Source organism: Bradyrhizobium sp. USDA 3311 (genome assembly GCF_054062495.1).
In genome coordinates, this window is record NZ_JBSSFI010000001.1 from 4,250,839 (window position 1) to 4,277,577 (window position 26,739).

Below are 26,739 nucleotides of genomic sequence, written 5' to 3' on the forward strand. Positions count from 1 at the left end.
GAGAGGGGGCGCAGCGTCGTTGCGGCGAGGGCTCGATCTCATCACATCGCTCACTTCAATTTGCATTTGCTCTCCGGACGGTCGTAGCCGAGCGTATCGAGCTCGGAGACCTGGTGCAGAAAACCTTCCTGCGGCGACACCGACACCACCATGCGGCCGTCGACCAGCAGGATCGGCTGGCGCAGCTGGAGATTCCAGTCGCGCAGCGTCAGCCGCGTACCCTTGAAGGCGGCGACCGAAAAATCCGGCCCCTTGATGAAATCTGCGACCTTTTTCACATCGCCGGAATTGGTGCGCGAGGTGGCTTCGCCGATCATCCGCACAGCCGTCCACGCCTGCATGTCGAGCGCAGTCATCCGCCGCGAGTTCAGCTTGACGAAGCGGTTCTGCATCTGGATTGCGCCCCACTGGTCCTGCGCGGCGTCCCAGCTGCGCGGCACGAGGCCCGCCGAGCCGGCGACGGGCCGCGGATCCCAGGTGCGGTAGGGCAGATAGGCGCCGAACACCTCGCTCTCGTCGGCGGCGACCAGCACATCGTAGCTAGGGGCCTGCTGCGTGAACACCGGCATCTGGCGCTGGATCAGCGTCACGCCCGAGTCGGTGCGGCGCGCTCCGCCGGCGTCTTCAAAGGTGCGCTCCTGCACGATCTTAGCGCCGAATCGTGTGGCCGTGCGCCTCAGCGCATCGGCGAACAGCTTGTCCTCGTCATGCGAGCCGACCACGAGCAGCCAGCGCTTCCACTGCTTCCACACCAGATACTGGCCGAGCGCGTCTGCCAGCATCGCGCGCGTCGGCGCGGTGTGGATGACATTGGCGCGGCAATCGGCCTCGCGCAGCCGCTCGTCGATCGCCCCGGCGTTGAACAGCAGCGTGCCGCGCTCGCGCAGGGCGTCGGCCACTTTCAGCAGCGCATCCGCCGGCAGATCGGCGATGATGAAGCCGTTCTTCTCGGCGAGCGCGGTCGCGGCCTGCACCGCGTCCTCGCCTTCCCTGATGCGGCGCTCCTCCAGCGCAAAGCGCTGGCCCAGGAATTTTCCGGTGGTGTTGTTGTCCTCGATGGCGAGGCGTGCGCCGGCGACGCCGTCATTCTCCGCGGGCTGCTCGACCAGCGACAGCGTCGATCTGGTGCCGGCGAGTCCGAGATAGCCGACGCCGATCATGACAGGGTCGGCCGCGAACGCGCTCGTCGCAGCAAGACCTAAGCCGATCAGGCCGACCAACCATCGGATCATGTTTCCTCCAGGCGTTCTCCCCGGCTTGACCGCCGATGGAGAATTGTCTCTGTTAAAGCATGACCGATTTGTCAGGGCATGCAACCCCGCATTTCGTCCTCGCGACGCGAAGCGGCGGAATCACGATCATGCGAGCGCTGCTATGTTTCGCCGCTTTGCTGTTGACGGGCTCAGTCGCGCTCGCCGATCCGCCGAAGCTCGCCGTGTTCGACTTCGAGCTGATCGACACCAGCCTGCCCGGCGAGTTCTACGGCTCCAAGCCCGAGCTGGTACGGCTGGATCACATCAGCGAGCAGCTGCGGAAGGAGCTGGCTGATTCAGGCCGGTTCCGGGTGCTCGACATCGCGCCGGTCAGGGACGCCGCCCGTCACGCCAATCTGCAGGCCTGCGGCGGCTGCGACCTCAAGCTCGCCGGGCAACTGGGTGCCGACCTGGAGATCACCGGCATGGTGCAGAAGGTCTCGAACCTGATCATCAACCTCAACATCTACCTGCGCGACGTGAAGACCGGCAACATGATCACGGTGGCGAGCGCCGACATGCGCGGCAACACCGACGAATCCTGGACCCGCACGATGAGCTATCTGATCCGCAACCGGTTGCTGGCGCCGAATTACGGCAAGCCATGAGATCTTCGCCTCTCCCCGCTTGCGGGGAGAGGCCGGAATTTGCGCCAGCAAATTCCGGGTGAGGGGGAGTCTCCACAAGTACAATTCTCACCGTCTCTGCCGAAGCAGCCCCTCACCCCAACCCTCTCCCCGTAAGTACGGGGAGAGGGGGAGGAGAGAGCGAGCTCACCCCTTCAATCTCTCCGCATGCCAGTTGAGATGATCGCCCATGAAGGTCGAGATGAAATAATAGCTGTGGTCGTAGCCCGCCTGCCGCCGCAGCGTCAGCGGGATGCTCGCTTTCGTGCAGGCGGCTTGCAGCAGCTCCGGCTTGAGCTGCTCCTTCAGGAAGTTGTCGGCGTCGCCGACGTCGACCAGGAAGCCCGAATATTTCGCGCCATCCTCGATCAGCGCCACGGTGTCGTGGCTGCGCCAGTTGTCCTTGCTGGGCCCGAGATAGCCGGTCAGGGCCTTGATGCCCCAGGGCACCTGCGACGGCGCCACGATCGGCGCGAACGCGCTCGCCGCGCGATAGCGGTGCGGGTTGCGTAGCGCCACCGTCAGCGCGCCGTGGCCGCCCATCGAATGGCCCATCACCGACTGCCGCCTGGCATCGACCGGAAAGTTCTCGGCGACCAGCTTCGGCAGCTCGTCGGTGACATAGCTCCACATCCGATAGTTGCGCGCAAACGGCTCCTGCGTCGCGTCGACATAGAAGCCGGCCCCGAGGCCGAAATCATAGGAATTGTTGGGATCGCCCGGCACGTCCGGCCCGCGCGGTGAGGTGTCGGGCGCGACGAAGATCAGGCCGAGCTCGGCGCAGGCCTTGCGGAATTCGCCCTTCTCGGTGACGTTGGCATGCGTGCAGGTGAGACCCGACAGATACCAGACCACGGGAAGCTTTGCGCCGTCAGCATGCGGGGGAACGTAGACCGAGAACACCATGTCGGTTCCGGTCGCCTGGCTCGCATGGCGGTATACGCCCTGCACGCCGCCGTAGGATTTATTGGTCGAGACAGTCTGAATCGTCATGCCCTAACTCCAGTGGCACTTAACCACATCAACATTGCAACGCTTGTGTGACCGAATTTGTGGCGGCTGCCCGCGCGTCAGGCGACGCCGCTGTCGATCGCCAGCCGCACCAGCTCGACCGAGGTCTTGACCCCGAGCTTCTGGCGCATGATCGACGAGGTGTTGGCGACCGTCTTGTAGGACGACTGCACCAGCCAGGCGATCTCGGACAGGCTCTTTCCGGCGCTGAGCAGCCGCAGGATCTCCATCTCGCGCGCGTTCAGCTTGGACAGCGGGCTTTGCGCCAGTGCCGGCCCGGCGAAGGCGATGCTGCGCGCGATCGCGCTCGGAAGATAAGTGCCGCCGCTTCCGACGGTGCGGATCGCCTCGACGAGATCGTCGGGGTCGCCGGTCTTGGAGACGTAGCCCTTGGCGCCGCATTCGATTGCGCGGGCGGCGAAAGCGGGGTCGTCGTTCATGCTGAACATGATGATGCGGGCCTCGGGCGCGCGCTCGAGGATGCGGCGCGCCAGCTCGAAGCCGGAGACGGTCGGCAGGTTGATGTCGATGACGCAGAGGTCGGGGCGCTCGACAATGAAGACGCACTCGCCGTCTTCGGCGTCGGCGGCCTCCAGGATCTCGATCTCGCCCTCGTCGGCCAGCACGGCACGGCAGCCGGAGGCAACAATGGGATGATCGTCGACGATCAGAATGCGCATAGGCGTTCCTCGCGACAGCGCGTTCCCTGTGACTGAACTTGCCTGTTTTGCGCCGCATGATACCGACAGGAGAGCCACGCGCGTCTCATGTCGCCTCATGCAACCCGGCCGGGATTGCTGTACGCTTTCGATTAGATATCGGGCGCTTCGCCTCTGTCAACGTCATCGGACAGGTGCGGGCCGGGCTTCGCGAGGCACAGGCGACACCAATGTGGCAAAATCTATCCTTGCGCGCGCGCATCAACCTGCTGCTGGCGCTTCTGCTGGCGCTGGGGCTCGCCGTCAACATCGGCCGCCAGGTCACGGAGGCGGGGCCGCGGGTGCAGGCCGAGGACCAGAGCGTGATCCGGCTCGCGCGCGAGTTCATCGAGATGATCGTGGCGGACCTGAACGAGGCGCCCGATCCGGATGCGAGGCTGAACCAGATCGCGCGCGATCTCAGCCGGCTGCGTCATGTCAGCATCGCGCTTCATGATTCCGGCGGGAACCCGCTGACGCCGCCCCGGCCCGACGCCGATGACGACACGCGCGGGCCGCCGGCCTGGTTCGTCAGCCTGGTTCATCCCGAGCAGACCGCGGTCAGCGTGCCCGTCTCGATCCATGGCAAGCCCGGCTCGCTGCGGATCACCTCGCATCCGGACGACGAGATCGCCGAGATATGGGACGGCATCGTGACCCAGCTCGAGGTCGGCTCGGTGATCGCGCTCGCGCTCTTCCTGGTGATGATGACGGTGGTCGGGCGGGCGCTGGCGCCGCTCCAGTCGCTGGCGGAGGCGATGACCGAGCTAGAGGGCGGGCACTATGAGGCGCGCGTCGCGCCGGGCGGCGCGCCCGAGCTCGCCGCGATCTGCACCAAACTCAACCATCTTGCGGCAACGCTCGGTGAGGCGGTCGAGGACAAGCGGCGGCTCGCCGAGCGCGCGGTGTCGCTCCAGGACGTGGAGCGCAAGGAGATCGCGCGCGAGCTGCATGACGAGTTCGGGCCGTATCTGTTTTCGCTGCGCGCGCATGCCAGCGCGCTGGCGAAACAGGCGGATGGACGCGCGCCGAGCGCGGACGCCGTGCGAAAACACGGCAGCGCCATGCTGGAACAGATCAACGCGCTCCAGCAATTCACCCGCCGCGTGCTGGAGCGGCTGCGGCCCGTCGGCCTCGCCGAGCTTGGCCTCGGCCAGGCACTCGAATCGCTGTCGCGGCTGTGGCGGGAGTCGCATCCCGATGTCACGATCCAGACCACGATCGCGTCCGGGCTCGGGGCGACGGGAGAGACCGCCGACCTCACCATCTACCGCGTCGTGCAGGAAGCGCTCACCAACGTGTTCCGTCATGCCGGCGCGACCACGGTCAATGTCGTCATCGAGCCGGCGGAGCAGCTCACGCGCGATGGCCGCTTCTGTGCCCTGGTGCGGGTTAGCGACAATGGCCGCGGCATGGAGCCAGGCCAGAAGCTCGGCTTCGGCCTCGTCGGCATGCGCGAGCGGATTCTGGCGCTGGGCGGCACGCTCAACGTCGTCTCCGGCGACGGCGGCTTGACCGTCGAGGCGCTGGTGCCGACGGCGGCGGCCTGATCGGGAAAAATTCCCGATTTGGTCGGGAAAACGGGCGCGGATATTGCCCGATCTTTTGTGGCTGGCGCGTGAGCTTGTGCCGAATACACTCGTCTCGACCAAACGGCGAAAATCAAAACAGCCGGTGGTCACGGATGGGAAGGCTGGGATGGTCAAGCGTCTTTGGTTCAAGCGTCGTTTGTTGATGGCTTCGGTTTCGACGGGGCTGCTGTCTGGGGTGGTCGTTGCGGGCCCTGCCGGGGCCGCGCAGGATGAGGAGACCAACGTTCAGAACCTGCCGCCGGTCGAGGTGGCGGCGCCGCCGCCCGCGACGACAAGGCGCAACGTGGCGTCGCGGCCGGTGGCGCAAGCAGGAGCATCGTCGTCGACCCGCCCCAAGACGCGCATCTACGTCTACCCGACCGCGCCGGGCACCGGCAGGGGTCTCGATGTCGACAAGGTTCCGTCGGCCATCAACGCCGTCGATGCCAACCAGATCAAGCGGACCGGCTCGCTCAACGTCACCGACGCGCTGCGCGACAACATCGCCGGCGTAAATATCACCGAAGTCACCGGCAATCCGTTTCAGCCGGATGTCGAATTCCGCGGCTTCGTTGCCTCGCCAGTGACGGGCACGCCGCAGGGCCTTGCCGTGTACCAGAACGGCGTCCGCATCAACGAAGCCTTCTCGGACGCGGTCAACTGGGACCTGATCCCGACCGCCGCGATCAGGTCGGTGACGCTGGTGACCAACAATCCCGCCTTCGGCCTCAACGCGCTCGGCGGGGCCCTCAATCTGCAGATGAAGGACGGCTTCACCTATCAGGGGGCCGAGCTCGACGTCATGGGCGGCTCGTTCGGCCGCATCCAGGGCTCGGCGCAATGGGGCAAGCAGGTCGACAAGAATTACGGCGTCTACGCCGCGCTCGAAGGCCTGCACGACAACGGCTTCCGCAATTTCTCGCAATCTGACGTGCGGCGCTTCTACGGCGACGTCGGCTACAAGGCCGGCGACAGCGAATTCCACGCCAACATGGGCATCGCCAAGAACGATTTCGGGGCCAGTGCCACCGTTCCGGCCGAGCTGCTCGACAAGTATTGGGGCGCGACCTACACGACGCCGCAGACCACAAGCAACCGCGTCGGCTATCTCAATTTCACCGGAAAGGTCGATGCGACGCCGACCTGGACGCTGGAAGGCACCGCGCATCTGCGCAGATACGAGCAGAAGCTGGTCGACGGCAACCCGACCGATGTGCAGGAATGCGGTGCGGATCCAACGCTGCTTTGCTTCGGCAATGACACCACGCCCGCGAACGGTACCAACGGCGTGCAGCTCGCCAATCCTTTTGCGCCGGGAACGATCCTCGGCGAGATCGACCGCAGCTCGATACGGTCGACCAGCTTCGGCGTGTCGGGGCAGGCCACCAACACCGATCAACTGTTCGGGCACGACAATCGTTTCGTGATGGGCACAAGCTACGACGCCAGTGTCACGCGCTACAATGCGACCGCCGAGATCGGCACGATGGGAGAAGACTACGTCGTCAGCGGCAGCGGCATCTTCCTGGGACCGACCGGCGTACCTGACACCGTCGCAGGTCCGGTCTCGCTGCGGACCGTCAATCAGTATAACGGCCTCTACGCGATGGACACGTTCAACGTCACGGATGCGCTCGCCATCACCGGCGGCGGCCGCTTCAACGTGGCGCGCATTACGCTGGAGGATCAGCTCGGCACCAGTCTCAACGGCGATCACACCTTCACCCGCTTCAATCCGGTGATCGGCGGCACCTACAAGATCACGCCGGAGCTGACGGCCTATGCCGGCTATTCCGAGGCCAACCGCGTGCCCACGCCGCTCGAGCTCGGCTGCGCCGACCCGGTCCGGCCCTGCCTGCTCGCGGCGTTTCTGGTTTCGGACCCGCCGCTGAATCAGGTCGTGTCCAAGACCATGGAGGCCGGCTTCCGCGGCACCAAGGAGCTGAACATCGGTACGCTCGGATGGAAGATCGGCGGCTTCCGCGCCACCAATTATGACGACATCGTCGCCGTTCCTGCGGTCGGACGCACCGGCTTCGGCTATTTCACCAATGTCGGCAGGACGCGGCGTCAGGGGCTCGAGGCCGAGGTCAACATCAAGTCGCCCACGCTCCAGTTCCAGGCGAGCTATGCGTTCGTCGACGCACGCTATCTCGACGCTTTCGAGCTCGGCTCCGAAAGTCCGTTCAGGGATCCCGTGACCGAGACCATCCAGGTCCTGCCCGGCGACCAGATTCCCGCGATCCCGCGCCACCGGGTCAAGGTCGGCATCGACTACAACGTCACCGACGTCTGGAAAGTCGGGGGCAATGCGCTGTTCGTCTCGAGCCAGTATTTCGTCGGCGACGAGTCCAACCAGTATTCGAAGCTGCCGTCCTACACCGTGTTCAATCTCCACACCTCGTACCAGGTCGCGAAGAACATCCAGCTCTATGGCAAGGTCGACAACATCTTCGACAAGCGTTACGCGACCTACGGACAGTTCTTCGACCGCGAAGCCTTGCCCAACTTCACCAATGGTGGCGCAGAATTCACCGACCCGCGCTCGCTGAGCCCGGCAAGGCCGCGCGCGTTCTATGCGGGGATGCGGGTGACATTCTGAGTTCGGCGGATCGACCTTTCGCCAGGCTCGTGATGGGGTGTCGGCACCGACCTGTTCTACCTTAGGCCGATTGACACAATGTTCATGATTTGTTCTTATGCTGGCCGTCCAGCCAGGGAGCGAGCCATGGACAACCGCATCAATGAAATCCGTAGAGTCATCAGAGCGTTACGTGTCAGCATGCGTGAGGCTGAAGCGATCATGCATGAACAGATCAACCGGGACGAGGACTGCACTTTCGTGGCCCACGAGGTCATGAAGATGCGCACGGTGATGAGCGGGCTCGTCCAGGAGCGAGCCGCCCTTGGTGACACCGACCCGATTGTCGTCGCCAGCCTCTTCATTCCCCGCCGGCGGCCGACGCCGCCGCGCGTCCATGCCGAGAAGCGCCGTCTTGTCCCGCCGCGAGAGGTGGCACGGGCATGAAGGGGGAGAGGCCGACCTACTTCTCCGACATGCAGGAGCCGCCGGAATTCCTGAAGGCGCTCGATCATGCGCGGCGCCTGTCTTGCTACGAAGGCTGGTGCCGGATGCACATCGAGGCCATCCAGGTCGCGATCGATCAATACGCGGAGGCGGCTCTCGGCAATCGGGAGTTCTTCCTCAACAAGCCGCACAGCATCGGCGGGAGTCGCAAGGCCGGCGACGTGCCGTGACATCGTGGATTCGCTTGGGCCTCAATCTTTCGCAAGCGTGAACTCGACGCGCGATCTGCAGACGGGAGGTTGGAGCGGCACGATCTACCCCCGGCTCAGCCGTTCGCGCAGAAACTCGATGAAGCGCTGCGTCTTGGCGCCCGACGGCTCTTAACGGACCGGAAACCATGGCAAATGATCCGAAAATTTTAACGAAACTGTTTGGCTGTCTGCGCGTCGGTTTGCCGGAGGGCCCGTCTGATGACAGAGCACCAGTTGAGAGAGCAGGAATCCCGGATCGCGCGTTATCGGCATCTGGAACGGGAAGTGACCGACCCGCTTGCCGCGTGTCTGCTTCATAGCATCATCGAGGATCTTGAAGCCGAGCTGCGCAGGGACCGACCGGATTGGCACGGGCCGCGCGATTAACGCTTTCTTAGCGCTAATCATGCGGATTGTTTGCGGGGGACTACCAGGGGAGACGGCTCCCATGCTGAAGGATGGCACCTACACGGCGTGGTACAAGACGCCCCTCGATCAGGGGACGGGTATCGTCCATGTCGCAGACGGCCAGATTTGGGGCCGTGACAGCCTGATGACGTATCACGGCTCCTGCCAGGTCGACGGCGATCGCTTCACCGCAACCGTGTTGACGAAACGTCATACCGATGGACGTGCGACGGTCTTCGGCGTCGATGATGAACTCACGCTGGACATCGAGGGACACTGCCCCGGCAAGATCGCGACTTACACGGCGACGGCGCAACAAGTGCCGGGAATGATCCTCCATGGAACGCTCATTCTGACGGAACAGAAGCCGGCGGCACCTGAACAAGCCGGACAGGTCCCTGCGTTCAATCCCCGCAAGCTTCCAAAGCTTCCCAAGCGCTCGCGCTGATCGCGGGAGCGCTTCGCCGGCCGGCCGGGTCGCCCGCATCCTTATGTCGCGGCCCGGGCGGCGCAATTCTGCATCCGACCTTCCTCAAAGCTCGCTTCTCAAACCGCCCGCGACCGGTCATTGTGCCGCCGCACCAGCATCATCCCAGGGGCAGCATCACATGTCGGACAAGGTCTCGCGTCGCCAGTTTGCCGCGCTGGCGGGATTGTCCGCGGCGGCAATCGCAAACCCTCTGGACGGCGCCGACGCCAAGCCGGCGGCCGCTGCCTCGCGCGACAGCGGCTTTCCGGAAGGCTTTCTCTGGGGCACGGCGACCTCGTCCTACCAGGTCGAGGGCGCCGTCAACGAGGACGGGCGAGGGGCCTCGATCTGGGACAGGTTCGTCCGCATCCCCGGCAAGATCGAGGACGGCTCGACCGGGGATCGCGCCAACGAGCACTATCACCGCTACAAGGAGGATATCGCGCTCATCAAGGAGCTTGGCTGCAAGGCCTACCGCTTCTCGATCGCATGGCCGCGGGTGTTTCCCGACGGCGACGGCAAGCCGAACCCCGGGGGCCTCGACTTCTACAATCGCCTGGTCGACGAGCTGCTCAAGAACGGCATCGAGCCGTGGATGACACTCTATCATTGGGACTTGCCGCAATCGCTCCAGGACCGCTTTGGCGGCTGGCGCTCGACGGAGACCTGCAAGATCTTCGGCGACTATGCCGCCTATGTCGCCGAGCGTCTGACCGACCGCGTCAAGAACGTGTTCACGCTGAACGAGAGCGGCCGCTTCGTGCAGTTCGGCTATGGCCTCGGCATCGATGCGCCCGGCGTGACGCTGCCGCAAGGAGAGGTCAACCAGGTCAGGCACAACAGCGGGCTCGCGCATGGGCTCGCGGTGCAGGCGGTGCGCGCCCATGGCCGCCGCGGCACCAGGATCGGGCCGGCCGAGAACATCGACGTCTGCGTTCCCGCGATCGACACGCCCGAGCATGTCCGCGCCGCCGAGATCGCGCTACGCGAGATGAACGCGGGTTATCTCAACGTCATCATGACCGGCAGCTACACCGAGGCCTTCCTGAAATACGCCGGCGCCAATGCGCCGAAATACACCGACGCGGAGCTGAAGATCATCTCCTCGCCGGTCGACTTCCTCGGTCTCAACATCTACGCGCCGCAGAACTATGTGGTGCCGTCCGACCAGGGCGCCGGCTTCATGCCGCTGCCGATCCCGAAATCCTTTCCGCACATGAACTCGGACTGGCTCCGCGTGGCGCCGGAGACGATCTACTGGGTGCCGAAGCTGGCGGCCAAGATCTGGAAGACGGATGCGATCTACATCAGCGAGAACGGCACCTCCGGTGACGACGTGGTGACGCCAGACGGCAAGATCTACGACACCGACCGCATCATGTACCTGCGCAACTATCTCGCCCAGCTCCAGCGCGCCACCGCCGAAGGCGTGCCGGTGCGCGGCTATTTCCTCTGGAGCCTGATGGACAACTTTGAATGGGTGTTCGGGCTGAGCAAGCGCTTCGGGCTCTATCACGTCAATTTCGACACCCAGGTCCGTACGCCAAAGCTCAGCGCGAGCTACTACCGCAACGTGATCGCGAGGAACGCGGCGGGGGTGTAGCTGCGGTCTCGGTGCCTTCGCCTCTCCCCGCGTGCGGGGAGAGGCCGGAATTTGCGGCAGCAAATTCCGGGTGAGGGGGACTCTCCGCGAGTCCATCTGTCACCGTCCTTGCCGAAGCTCCCCCTCACCCGGATTTTCCGCTGCGCGTAAAATCCGGCCTCTCCCCGCAAGCGGGGAGAGGCGAAGGGGAGGCACCGCGCATTGACTCAACTCTCCCCCTGATTCACAACGCCTCTCAACACTCATAACAAGAGGACAACGCCAATGGCTGACGCGCTGATCATCGATACCTGCCGGACACCGCGGGGCGTCGGCAAGGCCGGCAAGGGAGCGCTCTCGGGCATTCATCCGCAGCAACTCGGCGCAACCGTGCTGCGCGCGCTCGCCGATCGCACCGGCATCAATACCGCCGACGTCGACGACATCGTCTGGGGCTGCAGCGCGCAGGTCGCAACACAAAGCGGCGATCTCGGCCGGATGTCGGCGCTCGATGCCGGCTACGACGTGCGCGCCAGCGCGGTGACGCTCGACCGCTTCTGCGGAAGCGGCATCACCAGCGTCAACATGGCGGCATCCTCGATCATGGCGGGCGCCGAAGACCTCGTCATCGCCGGCGGCTGCGAGATGATGTCGATGGAGGGACGCCGCGGCGGCGGTCCGATGATGATGGACGGCGGCAATCTGCGCCTGCGTGCGCGGCATCCGCAGTCGCATCAGGGCGTCTGCGCCGATGCGATAGCAACCATGGAAGGCATCACGCGACGGGACGTCGACGCGCTCGGGCTGGAGAGCCAGAAGCGCGCCGCGCATGCGATCGCGAACGGGCACTTCAAGAAGAGCCTCGTGCCGGTTCATCGCGAGGACGGCAGCCTCGCGCTCGACCACGAAGAGTATCCGCGGCCGCAGACCACGATGGAAGGCCTGAGCGCGCTGAAGCCCGCATTTCCCGCGATCGCGGATTATGCGCTCGACGACAAGGGCACGACCTATCGCGGCCTGATCCTGCAGAAATATCCGGATCTGAACATCGACTTCGTGCACCACGCCGGCAATTCATCCGGCGTCGTCGACGGTGCCGCCGCGATCCTCCTGGCCTCGCCGGCCTACGCCAAGGCGCATGGCCTTAAAGCCCGCGCTCGCGTGGTGGCGATGGCGAACATGGGGGACTCGCCGACGCTGATGCTGAATGCGCCGGTGCCGGCGACGCGCAAGGTGCTGGCGAAGGCGGGGCTCACCATCGACGACATCGACCTGTTCGAGATCAACGAGGCCTTTGCGGTGGTCGCGGAAAAATACATCCGCGACCTCAAGCTCGACCGCGCCAAGGTCAACGTCAATGGCGGCTCGATCGCGCTCGGCCATCCCATCGGCGCGACCGGCTCGATCCTGATCGGCACCGTGCTCGACGAGCTCGAACGGCGCGACCTGAAGCGCGGCCTCGTCACCATGTGTGCCGCCGGCGGCATGGCGCCCGCCATCATTATCGAGCGCGTCTAGCCGACGCCTCCTCAATTCTCCCCGCAAAAACGGGGAGAGGGAGGGGCTGCGGTGCAATCCGACCCTTATTTTCTAGGGTGAAACGCACCCCTCCTCGCACAAAGAGGCCGGTCGTCGCTTGTCGAAAGCAGCGAATCAGCTTTAGCAAGGCTGCGTGCGGGCCTTTGAAACAAGGTAAAATCCGCTGCCCGAGGCTCCTCCGGCTCCGGAAGTAGCTAAAAAGCAGGGTTTTTTGCCACAGGGGGCCAAAAAAGCCCGTAAAATCGCGACATAACTGTGCAGAAGGCTCTAGGCCTTCGCCGGTTGGTCTAATATGCAACCGGCAACGAATCAGAGGAGACACGATGCCAGCCCAAATGTCCAAATCGCAGTTGATCGAAAAGATTGCGACCGCCACCGAGCTTTCCAAGCGCGACGTCAAGAGCGTCATGGAGACGCTGACCGACGTCGGTCACAAGGAGCTCAAGAAGAACGGCCTGTTCCTGGTGCCGGGCTTCGCCAAGTTCGTGGTCATCAAGAAGCCCGCGACCAAGGCGCGCAAGGGCACCAACCCGTTCACGGGTGAAGAGATGATGTTCAAGGCCAAGCCGGCCCGGAAGATCGTCCGCGCCCGCCCGGTCAAGGCTGCCAAGGACGCCGTGGCCTGATAAAGCAAAGGCCCCCTCGAAAAGAGGGGGCCTTTGATGTTCGACGACCGCAAGGGCTGAAACGGAGGGGTTCAGCCTTTGCGGCGCTTAACCCGGACCGGGACCGGCTGAAGCCGCGGCTCGGGTCCCGCCAGCGCATCGCGAACTCCGTCGATGGCGCGATCGAGCAGCTGGCGCAGCCGCTGCGTCTTGCGCGATTTCTTCGCTCTTTCCAGCAGTTTCTTCATCGCATTCACTCCGCCGCTTCGACCTTGGCCTCGGCCGGCTCGAGCGCGGCGGCGATGGCCTCGTCGACGCGCTCCAGCCAGATGAATTCGAGGTTGTCCCGCGCGCTCTTCGGGATGTCGTCGTAGTCCCGCTTGTTGCGCGCCGGCAGCATCACCCGCTTCAAGCCGGCGGCGGCCGCGGCCACCACCTTCTCCTTGATGCCGCCGACCGGCAGCACCAGGCCGCGCAGCGAGATCTCGCCGGTCATCGCGGTGTCGCTGCGCACCGTGCGATTGGTGAGCAGTGACGTCAGCGCCGTGTACATCGCGACCCCCGCGCTCGGTCCGTCCTTCGGGGTTGCGCCCGCCGGGACGTGAACGTGGATGTCGCTTTTCTCGAACAGCTGCGGATCGATGCCGAGCTGGCTGGCTCTGCTCTTCACCAGCGTCATCGCCGCCTGCACGCTCTCGCGCATGACGTCGCCGAGCTGGCCGGTCAGGATCATCCCGCCGCGGCCCGGCACGCGCGAGGCCTCGATGAACAGGATGTCGCCGCCGACCGGCGTCCAGGCAAGGCCGGTGGCCACGCCCGGGATGCTGGTGCGCTGCGCGATCTCGCCTTCGAAGCGCGGCTGGCCGAGCACCGTGGCGATGTCCTTCACCGTCACCACGACCTTCGCGGCCGAGCCTTCGGCGACCTGCACCGCAGCATGGCGGAACACCTTGCCGATCTCGCGCTCGAGGTTACGCACGCCGGCTTCGCGGGTGTAGCCCTTGACGATCAGCTTCAGCGCGTCCGGCTCGATCTCGGCCTGCTCGGCCGTCAGGCCGTTGGCCTCCAGCTGCCGCCGCACCAGATAGCGCTTCGCGATCTCCAGCTTCTCGTCCTCGGTGTAACCGGCGAGGCTGATCAGCTCCATGCGGTCCAGCAGCGGACCCGGAATCTGGTCCAGCATGTTGGCGGTCGCGATGAAGACAACGCGCGACAGGTCGAAGGGCACGCCCAGGTAATTGTCCCGGAACGTCCCGTTCTGCTCGGGGTCGAGCACCTCCAGCATGGCGGCGGAAGGATCACCCTGCACGCCACGGCCCATCTTGTCGATCTCGTCCAGCATCATGACGCAATTCCGGCTACCGGCCTTCTTGATGCCCTGGATGATGTTGCCGGGCAGCGCGCCGATATAGGTGCGCCGGTGACCGCGGATCTCGGCCTCGTCATGCACGCCGCCGAGGCTGACGCGCACAAAAGGGCGATCCATCGCGCGTGCGATGGACTGGCCGAGCGAGGTCTTGCCGACGCCGGGCGGGCCGACGAAGCACAGGATCGGCGCCTTGCCCTGCGGGGCGAGCTTGCGCACCGCCAGGTATTCGATGATCCGGCTCTTGATCTTCTCCAGGCCGAAATGATCGGCATCCAGGATGCGGCGCGCCTCCTTGATGTCGATCGGCTTCTCCGCGGGCAGCGCCCAGGGCAGCTCGATCAGCCAGTCGAGGTAGGTGCGGACCATGCCGGCTTCGCCGGCGGCCTCGGGCATGCGCTCGTAGCGGCGCAGCTCCTTTTTGGCGTGCGCCTCGGCCTCCGGCGGCATCTTGGCCTGGGCGATGGCAGCGTTCAGCTCGGCGACCTCGGCCGCCTTGCCGTCGCCTTCGCCGAGCTGGCGCTGGATGGTCGCCATCTGCTCGCGCAGGATCGCCTCGCGCTGCCGCTCGTCGAAGCTGGCGCGGGTCTTCTGGCCGATCTCGTTGGAGATGCGCAGCACTTCCAGCCGCTCCGCCAGGTGCTTCGACACCTTCTCGACCCGCAAGGAGAGGTCGATGGTCTCCAGCACCTCCTGCTTGTCCTGCGGCTTGATGTCCATGAACGACGTCGCCAGGTCCGCCAGCGCGCCGGGCGCGGTGGTGCTCTGGAACATCGCGACCAGCTCGGGCGGCGCCTGCGGCAGCAGCTCGATCGCCTCGATCGCCTGGCGCTGCAAATTCAGCGCGCGCGCCTCGATCTCGGGCGAGGTCGTGGTCGGCTCCGGAATCTGCTGGATCCGCGCGGCCGGGAACGGAGTCCCCGGCAGGAAGTCGAGGATGCGCGCGCGCTGCACGCCCTGGCAGACGATGTGGTGGGTGCCGTCGGGCGCGGTGATGTAGCGCACGATGTTGGCGATGGTAGCGACCCGATAGAGATCGTCCGGCCCCGGCTCTTCGGTCTCCGGGCTGCGTTGCAGGACGATGCCGACCGGCCGCTGCTCGCGCAGCGCCTGCTGCGCGGCGGCGATGGACTTCGGCCGCGCGATCGCGATCGGCGCGATGGCGCCGGGAAACAGCACCATCTCGCGCACGGGGATGATGATCAGTGCGTCGTCGGGGATCTTCACGTCGGACTCGGTGGAATTGGTCTGGGTGGTATTCATCTGTTCGGTGGCCATGATCGACCTCAGGATTTGGCGAGGCGCAGCGCGACGCAGCCGTCCATCACGAAGCGGCTGATGGCGTAGCGGCCAAGGGGCAATGCAATGCGGCGCTCAAAACGCCCCTGCGGCAGCTCGAGCCGGTGGATGCGGGCGTTGCGAAGCTCCGGCGGAAGGGTGCGCTGGCCGGAGATGACGAGCGCGCCGTCATGGATCACCGTCTCGACATTGTCGGGATTGACGCCGGGAAGCGCGACCAGGATCAAAAGCTCATGCTCGGTTTCGAGCACGTCGATCGGCGGCTCCCAGCAGGCTTCCTGGCGGCCGAACTGCTGCCGCAGCCGTTCGGCGCGGGTCAGCGAGTCCAGGGCTTCGGACAGCATCCAGTCGAGGGGATTTTTGGGTTGCATGGCAAAACTCGGGGAAGGCGCTGCGGTTGGAAAACGAGGATATGGGGACCGTTCCCCAAAATTCCAGCATCGCGCGTTTGGAGCATGCCTGTCCCCTCGAACCCGAGGAGGCCCTTGCAATCAGTCGCTGCGACGCCGCGGAGATGTTCCGCGGCGTCGTAGGCAACAGTTGGGCCGGGGCGCGCCGATCAGGCGGCGGCGCGGTATTCTTCTTCCGCTTCGAGGTTGATCACGGAGGTGGCGAGCTCGGTCAGGGTGTGATCGGTCGCCTCTTCCTCATCGAGCGTCGCCTGGAGCAGCCTGGCGGCGTCCGGCATGCCGAGCTCCTCGGCCCAGGTGCGCAGCGTGCCGTAGCGGGAGATCTCGTAGTGCTCGACGGCTTGCGCCGCGGCGAGCAGGCCGGCGTCGAGGGCAGGGGCGTTCTTGAAATCCTTCATGATCTCGGCGCCCTCGTCGGTGATGCCGTTGATCGCCTCGCAGGGCTTGCCGCGCGCGGGCTTGCCCAGCATCTTGAAGATCTGGTCAAGGCGTTTGACCTGGCCCTGCGTCTCGCGCAGATGCTTGTTGAAGGCGGCGGACAGCTGCTTGGAGTGAGCCGCCTTCGCCATCTTCGGCAGCGTCTTGATGATCTTGTTCTCGGCGTAATAGATGTCCTTCAGCGTCTCCAGAAACAGGTCGCTCAACATCTTCGGCGCCTGACGCGGGCGGCGCGCCGCGGACTTTTTCGCGTTCGCACGTTTCTTTGCTCGTTTGGCCATAAATCCTCCTCTTGAGGCGACACGGGAAGGCGAGGCCCTCCTCAATCCTCGCGCGACCAAGACTCTGCGAGGGCAAATGTTCCTCGCGAAGGCCGCGTCGAGCCGTTATGGATTGCGGCCCCACCTCGCGCGAGACCCAGCCGCATGCTCGACTTCGCCCTGTCCGCCTTCGTGACGCTGCTGCTGGTGGTCGATCCCGTCGGCCTTGCGCCGGCCTTCCTGGCCGCGACCGGGGGCATGCCCGACACGGTCAAGCGCACGATCGCGCTGCGCGCGCCGCTGATCGCAGCCTCGATCCTGGTGGTGATCGCGCTGGTCGGAAACTGGCTGTTGCGCCAGCTCGGGATCGGCATCCCCGCGTTCCAGATCGCGGGCGGGCTGCTGCTGTTCGGCGTCTCCTACCAGATGATCTTCGGCGACCGCCCGCATCGCGAGGCCCGCGAGGCCGACAAGGCGACCTCGGAGCACGCGTCCGATGTCGCGGTGTTTCCGCTGGCGATCCCCATGATGGCCGGCCCCGGTGCGATCGCGACCACATTGCTGTTGACGGGCGATGCCGGCTACGGGGCGCGGCGCGCGATCATCATCGCGGTCGTCCTCTCGGTGTGCCTGCTCTGCATGCTGTGCTTTCTGTCCGCGAGCCTGATCGCCCGCACCCTCGGGCGCACCGGAAATGCCGTGCTTTCGCGCGTGCTCGGCATGCTGCTCGCCGCCTATTCCGTGCAGTTCGTGATCAACGGCATCGCGGCCGTCCGGGCGAGCCTGCCGTAGGATTGCGACGATCCGTTAATCCGTTGATTTTACGGTCTATTTCGTGCCGCGCCGGACCGGCCGGCGAGACGACAGGCGGTCCGGTCGCTTTCGCTTGCGCTGCCATATTGCTTTGACGTACTTCCGGTCTGACAAACGCCCATCGCCAAGAAGTCGAGATGAAATCGGGATGTCGATGACCGTGGACGAGCTCGCCAAGAGACAGGCCATCATCGACGCCTGCCGCCGCATGAATGCGCTCGGCATCAACCAGGGCACATCAGGCAATATCAGCGTCCGGCATGTGGACGGGCTTCTGGTCACGCCGACCAGCGTGCCCTATGAGGCCATGACGCCGGACCAGATCGTGTTCATGGCGATGGACGGCTCGCACGCGCCCGATCAGAAGCCGTCCAGCGAGTGGCGCTTCCACCGCGACATCCTGAAGGCCCGGCCCGAGGTCGACGCCGTGGTCCATGCCCATCCGACCTATTGCACCATCCTGGCGATCATGGGCATGGAGATCCCGCCGGTGCACTACATGATTGCGGCCGCAGGCGGCGACAGCATCCGCTGCGCGCCCTATGCCACGTTCGGAACGGAGGAACTGTCCGAACATGCGGTGCGGGCGCTGGAGGGGCGGCTTGCCTGCCTGCTCGACCATCACGGCATGATCGCGATCGGCAAGACGCTGGACAAGGCGATGTGGCTCGCTGTCGAGGTCGAGACCCTGGCGCGGCAATATCACGGCTGCCTCCAGATCGGGAAACCGCCGCTGCTCTCTAGCGCCGAGGTCGAACGCGTGCGCCAGCGCATGTCCGGCTACGGCATGTCGGAAGGGTAGGGCGGGCAGAAGGTGTTCGTGCGGATCAGACATCTCGCCGATCGCAAGGGATCGAACCGCCTCATGGTTCGCCTGCGCGCGCTCTTGCGCAGCAACGAGTTCTACCTGATCCCGCTTGCACTGGTGATCGGCACGCTGGCCGGCGCCATCGTGACGCTGATGGCCGAGATCGCGCAGATTGCCCATATGGTTATCTACGGCATTCCCGTCGACGTCCGCCTGTCGGCCAACGCCAGGGTCAGCCCCTGGGCGGCGCTGATCGCGCCTGCGCTCGGCGGATTGGCGCTCGGCATCATGGAATGGTCGCGGCGGCGGATGAAGATCTCCAGCGCGGTCGACCCGATCGAGGCCAATGCGCTGCGCGGCGGCAATCTGTCGATGCGCGACAGCCTGGTGGTGTCGAGCCAGACGCTGATCTCCAACGGCTGCGGCGCCTCGGTCGGCCTCGAGGCCGGCTATACCCAGATCGGCTCCGGCATCGCCTCGCTGCTCGGCAAGTTTTTCAATCTGCGCCGCAACGATCTGCGCCTGATGGTCGGCTGCGGTGCGGCCGCCGCGATCGCCGCGGCGTTCGGCGCGCCGATCACCGGCGCCTTCTACGCCTGCGAGCTGATCGTCGGCGTCTATTCGGTCGGCAGCGCCGCCCCGATCCTGGCGGCCTCGCTCGCAGGTGCGCTGACCGCGCAATGGCTCGGCGGCGCGCCGTATTCGCTGGAGATACCGAAGGTCAGCGCCGTCGGCGTCGAGCAGTATTTGGCACTGATCGGTCTCGCCCTCATCACCAGCGGCGTCGGCATCGCCGTGATGCGCTCCTCGCCGATGTTCGAGCGCCTGTTCGCCTGGCTGCCGGTCTGGCTGCGTCCCGTGATGGGCGGCCTCGTCGTCGGCGGCTTTGCCATCGTCACGCCGCAGGTGCTGGCGGCCGGCCACGGCGCCATGGTGCTCGATCTCTTTCACGACATGACGATCGGCCTGATCGCGCTGATCATCGCCCTGAAGGTGACGGCCTGCCTGATCTCGCTCGCCTCGGGCTTCCGCGGCGGCCTGTTCTTCGCCTCGCTGTTCGTCGGCAGCCTGATCGGAAAGTTCTTCTCCGCGGCGCTGTTGCTGATCAGCCCGAACTTCGTGATCGATCCGCTGGTGGCGATGCTGACGGGCATGGCGACGCTCGGCGTCGCCATCGTCGGCGGTCCCCTGACGATGTCGTTCCTCGTGCTCGAGATGACCCGCAATGTCGACGTCACCGCCGTGGTGCTGGCCGGCTGCATCGTGACCTCGATCTGCGTCCGCTTCATGTTCGGCCACTCCTTCTCGACCTGGCGCCTGCATCTGCGCGGCGAGACCATCCGCAGCGCCAACGACGTCGGCTGGCTGCGCAACCTGACCGTCGAGCGGCTGATGCGCTCCGACGTCGGCAAGGTGCCGTCGACCACGACGATCGCCGCCGTACGCCGCGAATTCGTGCTTGGCTCGCGGCCGGGAGTCGTCATCGTCAACAATGCGGACGAATATATCGGCCTCGTCCTGCTGCCCGATCTGTTCTCCAGCGACCTCGACACCATCGCCGACGACATCCAGGTGATCGAGCTCGCCCGCCTGATCGACATCGTGTTGATCCCGGAAATGAACGTGAAGTCGGCGATGGCGGTGTTCGATGAGGCGGAAGCCGAGATGCTGGCGGTGGTCGATTCCACCGACAGCCGCAAGGTGGTCGGTTTCCTCACCGAGAACTTCGCCCGTCGCCGCTATGTCGAGGAGATCGACAAGGCCACGCGCGGCGTGCTCGGGGCGCTGTCGTAAAGCGCGATGAGATTGCGATGAATCGTCATCGCGCTTCACGTTGGTGTTTGCGCGTGATCTTTCGGAAGACCGCTAGGCGCTGTTCCGGATCATTGCGATGGAGACGCGACCACGCAGGCCACGATCCGGCGGACCAGTGGCAGTACCATCAGCAGCGTTGGAAAGGCGACAAGCCATGACAGCGCCCAGGCGCCCGGCCAGGTCGCGAGGAAGGCCGGCGTTGCGCCGAGGCTTCGAAGCGTCGAAATGACCGACACCACGGCTGTCATGAGGATGGACAGCACAAAGGGCATTACGATCGGCGCATAGCGCGCCGGCAGTTTGCGAACCGCAATCATCTGATTTCTCTTACGGAAAAGGACGCGTCAGTCACGTTGAACCCTGCAAATGGCATCGATCCCGACGGCGTCGGTTGATGCGTTGGTTCACGTGAAACGCTTACGGCGACCGAAAAACGGCGCGGCTGTTCATTATCCGCTCAGGTTGAGTGGTTCAAGCTGGATCTGGTCAGTCGGTTTACAATCGTTCAAAGCGTGGCAGATTGCCGCGATCACGAAACCATTTCAGTGCTTTGCGCGTTACCGACGGTTTGCATCGATGTGTTTGAGTGAAAGCAGAGGAAGGTCAAAATGAGCAGACTCATGATTTCCGCAGCCGGCCGCAACACCGTCCTGGCCGCGTGCGCAGGCCTGGCGCTGCTCGCAACCTCGTTATCGCCCTCGGCTGCGGCATCCCCCGGGCCGGCACAGGCGGCGTCCGCGAAGGCAGGTCAGGCCTCCTCCGACGTCACTGATTTCAGCGCAGCACGCCGCCACCGCTACTATCGACGCGGGCCGAACGCGGCGGGCCTCGCCTTCATGGGCGCCGCGGCGGGCATCATCGGCGGGGTGATCGCCGAGCAGCGACGCCGCGACTATTATGAGGACCACTATTACTATGGGCGGCGTCCTTACTATGGCGGTCCGGGCTATTACGGCGGCAGTCCCTATTATTACGACCCGGGCTACTGATATCAGCCGTATTAGTCGGCTGTTTTCGCCATAGCTGTTTCGTCGCAGCCCGGGTGAGCGCAGCGATACCCGGGACCGCTGTAGCGCGTGGCAAGACCCCGGATGTCGCTTCGCTCATCCGGGCTACGAGATCTTGCCCGACGGGCAAAACACCTGCGAAGCTGTCAATCCACTTGCGCAAAAATATTCCACTTTACCGAAATTCGGAAATGCCGTATGTGTCGCCCATCCCGGCTCATCCTTGAGGGGCGATCTTGTGTCGTCACGTTTCGCGAGCCGGGCTTGCGGTGGACGCGGCAGCGTCGGGCGCGAGAGGTCAAGGGCAGGGCGGATTGCTCTCCGTGAGCCCAGGACTTCGCGCTGGATGAGCGGCGCTGTCAGGTTCGTCTCGCCTGTAAGTTTCCGGCTCCGTCGACAGGGCCGGGAAAACTGCGGCGAGCAAGCGAGCCGTGCGTACGGCAAAACCGTGTGGTCCTGGCCGTCGTTGCTACGGTCAAGCTCTTGCGAATGCGGCAGTTGCGTCAACCGGCGCGGTGCCGGCGACTTTCGCGAGAGCGAGGGAGGCCAGAACGAACTCGGCTCCCGGGAGAGCACGGCATAAGCCGTCCAACCACTGCGCAGGGAAGGCCGAGTGATTGGCTACACCTGTATGCTGCTGTGCGGTTCTTTTGCGCTACCTTTCGCGCAGCGGACCGCGGGTGCTAGGTCAGCACCCGGCCTTCCCTGCGCCCTCTTGGCTAATGAGGGTGGAGCGACGAAGCAAAGCTCGGGCGAATTAAGCCGCGAGGACGGGAAGGCGTGTCTGCGAGTCGGGACTCGAGTTAGAGGATGACGCCGATGCGTCTCGCTCCGTCATTGCGAGCGCAGCGAAGCAATCCAGAGTCTTTCCGCGGAGGCGGTCTGGATTGCTTCGTCGCATCAGCGCAAAATTGCTTCGCAATTTTGTCGCGGGCTCCTCGCAATGACGGCATTGAAGCAGTTGCGCTCTATCGCGCTAGGCTTCCAGCATCACCGTCCCGCCGGCGCCGACATGGCGCCGTTGGCGTAGCGCGACCAGTCGGGCGCGGTCGGCTGCGACGGCCAGAGTGCGGCGTTGGAGTCGCGTACCGATTGAGTGATGGGAGCCGGTTGCGCCTTGCGGGCGTGGTGGCGGTCGCTGGCTGCGGCGGTCTGGATGGTGGCGGCGGCAATCAGCGTTGCGCCGAGAATGGCGAAAGTCTTTTGCATCGTTGTTTCTCCCGTGACGACGCTCCGGCTGTGAGACATGATTTCGTCGTCGCGGCTGACATGGCGATGGGCCCTGCCAAATATCAGCAGCGCCGGCCTCACGATCGGAAGCGCAGCCATCACGTTGCGGCGAGCAAATTTTTTGGTCCCGGCTAAATATTCGGCAATCGGCCGGTTGGGCCCGATGGACTTGCCCCCGGCAATCCGGTTGAATGGGGCGAATTGGTTTTCAGGCGACAACGATGTCGAAATATCTGCTGGTCCTTCTTCTGATCTCCTCGCCGGCCGCGGCGCAGGTCAAGCTCACTCCGAAGAGTGCGGCGGCGCATCCGGACCCCTGCGCGCCGATCGGGCGGACCGCGGACGGCAAGCTGGTCTACTCGATGAAATGCGAGAACCTTCCCGCACCGCCTCCACCCCCGCCGCAGGCGGAACTCAAGGAGGCGCCGCCGCCTGCCGCCGAGCCCGAGCCGGAGACGCGGCGGAGCGGCATTTTCGGCTGGTCCTACGACCGCAGGTGAGGGGCCGCGCCCCTTGCGCGAAGCCCGATGGAATGCTCTTTGCTTGAAAGTTCCCCGTGGGGCCTTTAGCCCCCGATCCAGAGAGATGAGATGAGCAAACTCGTTATCCGTGCCGGCGACTATACCTTCGATGCTCGCTTCGAGGAGCAACTGGCGCCCAAGACCGTTGCCGCGTTCCGCAAGGCTATGCCGTTCGAAAGCCACATCATCCACGTGCGCTGGAGCGGCGAGGCGGTGTGGATGCCGCTCGGCGACCTCGATTTCGGCGTCGGCTACGAGAACCACACCAGCTATCCCGCACCGGGCCAGATCATCCTCTATCCCGGCGGCATCAGCGAGACCGAGATCCTGATGGCCTATGGCGGCGTGAGCTTCGCGAGCAAGATGGGCCAGCTCGCCGGCAATCACTTCATCACGGTGACCTCGGGGCTGGAGAATCTGGCGACGCTGGGCAAGAGCGTGCTGTGGAAGGGCGCGCTGCCGATCCGCTTCGAGGAAGTCTGAGTGACTGATACCCGCTACCCGCGCGATCTCCGCGGCTACGGCCGCAACCCGCCGCATCCGCAATGGCCGGGCAACGCGCGGGTCGCGGTGCAGTTCGTCGTCAATTTCGAGGAAGGCGGCGAGAACAACATCCTGCACGGCGATCGCGCCTCGGAAGCCTTCCTGTCCGACGTGCTCGGCGCGCAGCCCTGGCCGGGCCAGCGCCACGCCAATATCGAATCGATGTTCGAATATGGCTCGCGCGCCGGCTTCTGGCGGCTGTGGCGGATGTTCGATGAGCGCAAATGGCCGACCACCGTGTTCGGCGTCGCCACCGCGCTGAAGCGGAATCCGGAAATCGTCGCCGCGATGAAGGAGTCCGGCTGGGACATCGCCAGCCACAGCCTGAAATGGATCGAGCACAAGGACATGACCGAGGCGCAGGAGCGCGCCGAGATCGCCGAGTCGATCCGCGTCCACCTCGAGGCGACGGGGTCGCGGCCGCTCGGCTGGTACACCGGGCGCTCCTCGATCAACACCAACCGCCTCCTGATGGAGGAGGGCGGCTTCCTCTATCTCTGCGACTCCTATGCCGATGATCTGCCCTATTGGGTCAAGGGCGCCAGGGGCAAGCAGCTCATCATTCCCTATACGCTGGACGCCAACGACATGCGGTTCATCAACCCGCAGGGCTTTGCCGAAGGTGAGCAGTTCTACACCTATCTGAAGGACGCCTTCGACGTGCTCTACGCCGAAGGCGAGACCGCGCCGAAGATGATGTCGGTGGGGCTGCATTGCCGCCTCGCCGGCCGGCCGGGCCGGGCCGCGGGGTTGATCCGCTTCCTGGATTACATCGGCAAGCACGAGCGCGTCTGGGTGCCGACGCGGCTCCAGATCGCGCAGCACTGGCACGACAAGCACGCGCATCTTGCTGCCGACGCCTTCGAGATCGGGTGAAGGTGTGATGTCGCAAATCTCGCTCGCCGATCTCAACGCCGCCGACAAAGCCGACTTCGTCGCGGCCCTCGCCAATGTCGTCGAATATTCGCCGTGGATTGCGGAGAAGCTCGCCGGGCAGCGGCCGTTCACCGGCATCAACCAGTTGCACGCCGCGCTGATGGCCGCGATCCAGAGCGCCGAGCCCGACGTGCAGCTGGCGCTGATCCGGGCGCATCCCGATCTCGCCAACAAGACCCAGCGCGCCGCGGGCCTGACGGCGGAATCGACCGACGAGCAGAACAGCGCCGGGCTCGACCGGCTGTCGGACGCCGAATATGCCGCGTTCGAGCGCGTCAACAATGCGTACCGTGAAAAGTTCGGCTTCCCCTACATCGTCTGCGTGCGCCGTCACACGAAGGATTCCGTGCTGCGCGACTTCGAAACGCGGCTGCTCAATATTGCCAAGACCGAGACGCGACGTGCGATCGAGGAGATCGGCCGCATCTCGGCGCTGCGGCTCGACCAGCTCGTCGTCGCCGACGACAAGCTCAAGGTGCACGGCCGGCTCTCGACGCATGTGCTGGACAATCACGCCGGCAAGCCCGCGCCAGGCATCCCGGTGGAGCTGATCGAGCTTGCGAGTCTCGGCGAGAGCCGCGTCATCGCGCGCACCGTCACCAATGCGGATGGGCGTACCGATCAGCCGTTGATCGGCGGCCGTCCGCTTCCGATCGGCCGCTACGAGCTTCGCTTCCGCGTCGCCAAATATTACGCCGAGCGCAACGTGCCGCTGTCGGAGCCGCCGTTCCTCGACGAGATCCCATTGCGCTTTGCGATCAGCGAGCCGGAAAATCACTACCACGTGCCGCTGCTGGTCACGCCCTGGAGCTACGCGACCTATCGCGGCAGCTAGCTAGACATGTTGTGCGGATGACGCGACTGCCGCTGCATCCGCCTCGGCCGCAGCGCCGCCGCCCAAGCCGTTGAAGAAGGCGTTGAGCAGTACCGAGACCACCGCACAAAGCAAAATGCCGGACTCCAGCAGCGGCTGTAGATCATGCGGCAGGTTCCGGAAGAACCCGGGCGCGGCGAGCGGGATCAGGCCGAAGCCGATCGAGATCGCGACGATGAAGAGATTGTAGCGGTTGGTGCGGAAATCGACCGAGGTGAGGATGCGCGCGCCTGTTGCCGCGACCATGCCGAACATCACGAGGCCCGCGCCGCCGAGCACGACCAGCGGCACCGCCTCGACCAGCGCCGCGAGCTTCGGCAACAGGCCGAGGCCGAGCATGATGCAGCCGCCCGTCACCGTCACCCAGCGCGAGCGCACGCCGGTGACGGAGACGAGGCCGACATTCTGCGAGAACGAGGTGTAGGGAAAGGTGTTGAAGATGCCGCCGAGCAGCGTGCCGACGCCGTCGGCGCGCAGGCCTCGGCTCAGGGCTTCGCGGTCGACCGTCTTGCCGGTGATGTCGCCGAGCGCGAGGAACATGCCGAGCGACTCGATCATCACCACGATCATGACGACACACATGGTGACGACGGGCACGAGGTGGAATTGCGGCATGCCGAAGCGGAACGGGATCACCAGCGCGCCCCAGGAGGCAGCACTGACCTTGTCGAAATGCATCACGCCCAGAATGGTCGCGAGCACGGCGCCGGCGACGATGCCGAGCAGCACGGAGACGTTGGCGAGGAAGCCGGTGCCCCATTTGATCAGGCCGAGGATGAAAAGCAGCACGAACAGCGAAATGCCGAGCCCCTGCAATTGCCCATAGGCCGGATTGGGAAAGCTGCCGGCAACGCCGTCGACGACCTTCGTCAAGGTCGGCAGGCCGCCGCCGGCCCAGTTGATCCCGACCCGCATCAAGGAGATGCCGATGACGAGAATGATGCTGCCGGTGACGACCGGCGGAAACAGCGGCAGCAGCCGGCTGACGAAGGGCGCGGCGACGATGCCGAACAGGCCGGCGGCGATGACGGAGCCGTAGATGCCGAGCAGGCCGATGTCGGGCGCGGCGGCCATCGAGAGCATCGGTCCGACCGAGGCAAACGTTACGCCCATCATCACGGGCAGGCGGATGCCGACGCCGGGGAAGCCGAGGCATTGCACCAGCGTCGCAAGCCCGCAGGCGAACAGGTCGGCGCTGATCAGGAAGGCGACGTCCTCCGGCGGCAGCTTCAGCGCGCGTCCGATGATCAGCGGCACCGCGACCGCGCCGGCATACATCACCAGCACATGCTGGAGCCCGAGCGCGAGCAGGCGCGGGACCGGCAGGACTTCGTCGACGGGATGGACCTCGCTGCTCACGAATGAATCCCCCAAAATA

At 65.1% G+C, this 26,739-nt stretch carries 28 protein-coding genes; 18 read left to right on the plus strand and 10 right to left on the minus strand.

Going from position 1 to position 26,739, the window contains the following annotated elements; translation table 11 throughout:
* Nucleotides 1-50: 50 nt before the first annotated feature.
* Nucleotides 51-1,232 carry an ABC transporter substrate-binding protein gene (locus ACVWW6_RS20105; RefSeq protein WP_456681308.1) on the minus strand — a complete coding sequence of 394 codons (1,182 nt, stop codon included), beginning with the start codon at nt 1,230-1,232 and terminating at the stop codon, nt 51-53.
* A gap of 59 nt (nt 1,233-1,291) precedes the next feature.
* On the opposite strand from ACVWW6_RS20105, the gene ACVWW6_RS20110 reads away from it, so the two are divergent.
* Nucleotides 1,292-1,861, plus strand: a complete 570-nt coding sequence (locus ACVWW6_RS20110; protein ID WP_456681309.1) for a DUF3280 domain-containing protein — start codon at nt 1,292-1,294, stop codon at nt 1,859-1,861.
* A gap of 165 nt (nt 1,862-2,026) precedes the next feature.
* Here ACVWW6_RS20110 and fghA read toward each other — a convergent pair whose 3' ends face one another.
* On the minus strand, nt 2,027-2,872 hold the full coding sequence (fghA, locus tag ACVWW6_RS20115; RefSeq protein WP_456681310.1) for an S-formylglutathione hydrolase: 846 nt from the start codon (nt 2,870-2,872) through the stop codon (nt 2,027-2,029).
* 77 nt (nt 2,873-2,949) lie between these two features.
* On the minus strand, nt 2,950-3,570 hold the full coding sequence (locus ACVWW6_RS20120; RefSeq protein WP_027546488.1) for a response regulator: 621 nt from the start codon (nt 3,568-3,570) through the stop codon (nt 2,950-2,952).
* A 209-nt stretch (nt 3,571-3,779) separates the two neighbouring features.
* On the opposite strand from ACVWW6_RS20120, the gene ACVWW6_RS20125 reads away from it, so the two are divergent.
* From ACVWW6_RS20125 to ACVWW6_RS20165, 9 genes are all read left to right on the plus strand, one after another.
* Nucleotides 3,780-5,138, plus strand: coding sequence for a histidine kinase (locus ACVWW6_RS20125; RefSeq protein WP_028174383.1), 1,359 nt, complete (start codon nt 3,780-3,782; stop codon nt 5,136-5,138).
* A 148-nt stretch (nt 5,139-5,286) separates the two neighbouring features.
* The gene (locus ACVWW6_RS20130) at nt 5,287-7,761 is read left to right on the plus strand and encodes a TonB-dependent receptor (RefSeq protein WP_456681311.1); all 2,475 of its coding nucleotides are present in this window, start codon (nt 5,287-5,289) and stop codon (nt 7,759-7,761) included.
* A 126-nt stretch (nt 7,762-7,887) separates the two neighbouring features.
* Nucleotides 7,888-8,187, plus strand: coding sequence for a hypothetical protein (locus tag ACVWW6_RS20135; RefSeq protein ID WP_162603698.1), 300 nt, complete (start codon nt 7,888-7,890; stop codon nt 8,185-8,187).
* The gene (locus ACVWW6_RS20140; RefSeq protein ID WP_027546492.1) at nt 8,184-8,417 is read left to right on the plus strand and encodes a hypothetical protein; all 234 of its coding nucleotides are present in this window, start codon (nt 8,184-8,186) and stop codon (nt 8,415-8,417) included. Before ACVWW6_RS20135 ends, ACVWW6_RS20140 begins: the two co-directional genes overlap by 4 nt.
* Before the next feature lie 240 nt (nt 8,418-8,657).
* Entirely contained in the window at nt 8,658-8,825 is a 168-nt protein-coding gene (locus ACVWW6_RS20145) for a hypothetical protein (protein ID WP_165448169.1), read from the plus strand.
* A 61-nt stretch (nt 8,826-8,886) separates the two neighbouring features.
* The gene (locus tag ACVWW6_RS20150; RefSeq protein ID WP_162603697.1) at nt 8,887-9,294 is read left to right on the plus strand and encodes a hypothetical protein; all 408 of its coding nucleotides are present in this window, start codon (nt 8,887-8,889) and stop codon (nt 9,292-9,294) included.
* Nucleotides 9,295-9,454: 160 nt separating this feature from the next.
* Complete coding sequence (locus ACVWW6_RS20155) at nt 9,455-10,918, plus strand: GH1 family beta-glucosidase (protein ID WP_162603696.1); 1,464 nt, start codon at nt 9,455-9,457, stop codon at nt 10,916-10,918.
* Between the two features lie 264 nt (nt 10,919-11,182).
* On the plus strand, nt 11,183-12,415 hold the full coding sequence (locus ACVWW6_RS20160; protein WP_110116812.1) for an acetyl-CoA C-acetyltransferase: 1,233 nt from the start codon (nt 11,183-11,185) through the stop codon (nt 12,413-12,415).
* 344 nt (nt 12,416-12,759) lie between these two features.
* Nucleotides 12,760-13,062, plus strand: a complete 303-nt coding sequence (locus ACVWW6_RS20165) for an HU family DNA-binding protein (RefSeq protein WP_008139488.1) — start codon at nt 12,760-12,762, stop codon at nt 13,060-13,062.
* A 71-nt stretch (nt 13,063-13,133) separates the two neighbouring features.
* Here the strand turns inward: ACVWW6_RS20165 and ACVWW6_RS20170 are convergent, their stop codons facing one another.
* The 4 genes from ACVWW6_RS20170 to ACVWW6_RS20185 form a co-directional block, all read right to left on the minus strand.
* Nucleotides 13,134-13,289: a hypothetical protein gene (locus ACVWW6_RS20170; RefSeq protein WP_166466033.1), complete on the minus strand. Its 156-nt coding sequence runs from the start codon at nt 13,287-13,289 to the stop codon at nt 13,134-13,136.
* A gap of 5 nt (nt 13,290-13,294) precedes the next feature.
* Complete coding sequence (gene lon / locus ACVWW6_RS20175; RefSeq protein ID WP_110116811.1) at nt 13,295-15,685, minus strand: endopeptidase La; 2,391 nt, start codon at nt 15,683-15,685, stop codon at nt 13,295-13,297.
* A gap of 8 nt (nt 15,686-15,693) precedes the next feature.
* Nucleotides 15,694-16,077: an Hsp20/alpha crystallin family protein gene (locus tag ACVWW6_RS20180; RefSeq protein ID WP_011088914.1), complete on the minus strand. Its 384-nt coding sequence runs from the start codon at nt 16,075-16,077 to the stop codon at nt 15,694-15,696.
* Nucleotides 16,078-16,265: 188 nt separating this feature from the next.
* Nucleotides 16,266-16,835: a YciE/YciF ferroxidase family protein gene (locus ACVWW6_RS20185; RefSeq protein ID WP_038966726.1), complete on the minus strand. Its 570-nt coding sequence runs from the start codon at nt 16,833-16,835 to the stop codon at nt 16,266-16,268.
* Nucleotides 16,836-16,979: 144 nt separating this feature from the next.
* Here ACVWW6_RS20185 and ACVWW6_RS20190 point away from each other — a divergent pair, with 144 nt between their 5' ends.
* The 3 genes from ACVWW6_RS20190 to ACVWW6_RS20200 all read left to right on the plus strand — a co-directional run bounded on the left by ACVWW6_RS20190 (nt 16,980) and on the right by ACVWW6_RS20200 (nt 20,229).
* On the plus strand, nt 16,980-17,606 hold the full coding sequence (locus tag ACVWW6_RS20190) for a MarC family protein (protein ID WP_011088912.1): 627 nt from the start codon (nt 16,980-16,982) through the stop codon (nt 17,604-17,606).
* 169 nt (nt 17,607-17,775) lie between these two features.
* Nucleotides 17,776-18,429 carry an L-fuculose-phosphate aldolase gene (locus ACVWW6_RS20195; protein WP_178372679.1) on the plus strand — a complete coding sequence of 218 codons (654 nt, stop codon included), beginning with the start codon at nt 17,776-17,778 and terminating at the stop codon, nt 18,427-18,429.
* 12 nt (nt 18,430-18,441) lie between these two features.
* Nucleotides 18,442-20,229, plus strand: a complete 1,788-nt coding sequence (locus ACVWW6_RS20200; protein WP_456681312.1) for a chloride channel protein — start codon at nt 18,442-18,444, stop codon at nt 20,227-20,229.
* 89 nt (nt 20,230-20,318) lie between these two features.
* On the opposite strand, the gene ACVWW6_RS20205 is transcribed toward ACVWW6_RS20200, so the two are convergent.
* A complete protein-coding gene (locus tag ACVWW6_RS20205) occupies nt 20,319-20,567 on the minus strand; it encodes a DUF2798 domain-containing protein (RefSeq protein WP_027546509.1) in 249 nt (82 codons plus the stop codon).
* Nucleotides 20,568-20,858: 291 nt separating this feature from the next.
* Here ACVWW6_RS20205 and ACVWW6_RS20210 point away from each other — a divergent pair, with 291 nt between their 5' ends.
* Entirely contained in the window at nt 20,859-21,239 is a 381-nt protein-coding gene (locus ACVWW6_RS20210; RefSeq protein ID WP_011088909.1) for a hypothetical protein, read from the plus strand.
* A gap of 1,008 nt (nt 21,240-22,247) precedes the next feature.
* Here ACVWW6_RS20210 and ACVWW6_RS20215 read toward each other — a convergent pair.
* Nucleotides 22,248-22,706, minus strand: a complete 459-nt coding sequence (locus ACVWW6_RS20215) for a hypothetical protein (RefSeq protein ID WP_236842105.1) — start codon at nt 22,704-22,706, stop codon at nt 22,248-22,250.
* A gap of 2 nt (nt 22,707-22,708) precedes the next feature.
* Between ACVWW6_RS20215 and ACVWW6_RS20220 the strand changes: the two genes are divergently transcribed.
* The 4 genes from ACVWW6_RS20220 (at nt 22,709) to uraD (ending at nt 25,322) form a co-directional block, all read left to right on the plus strand.
* The gene (locus ACVWW6_RS20220; RefSeq protein ID WP_038966722.1) at nt 22,709-22,987 is read left to right on the plus strand and encodes a hypothetical protein; all 279 of its coding nucleotides are present in this window, start codon (nt 22,709-22,711) and stop codon (nt 22,985-22,987) included.
* Nucleotides 22,988-23,077: 90 nt separating this feature from the next.
* Entirely contained in the window at nt 23,078-23,491 is a 414-nt protein-coding gene (locus ACVWW6_RS20225; RefSeq protein WP_011088906.1) for a DUF3830 family protein, read from the plus strand.
* The gene (gene puuE / locus ACVWW6_RS20230; RefSeq protein WP_011088905.1) at nt 23,492-24,427 is read left to right on the plus strand and encodes an allantoinase PuuE; all 936 of its coding nucleotides are present in this window, start codon (nt 23,492-23,494) and stop codon (nt 24,425-24,427) included.
* A gap of 7 nt (nt 24,428-24,434) precedes the next feature.
* A complete protein-coding gene (uraD, locus tag ACVWW6_RS20235; RefSeq protein WP_038966721.1) occupies nt 24,435-25,322 on the plus strand; it encodes a 2-oxo-4-hydroxy-4-carboxy-5-ureidoimidazoline decarboxylase in 888 nt (295 codons plus the stop codon).
* On the opposite strand, the gene ACVWW6_RS20240 is transcribed toward uraD, so the two are convergent.
* The gene (locus tag ACVWW6_RS20240; protein ID WP_060908380.1) at nt 25,323-26,720 is read right to left on the minus strand and encodes a nucleobase:cation symporter-2 family protein; all 1,398 of its coding nucleotides are present in this window, start codon (nt 26,718-26,720) and stop codon (nt 25,323-25,325) included. It abuts the gene before it with no gap.
* Nucleotides 26,721-26,739: the final 19 nt, after the last annotated feature.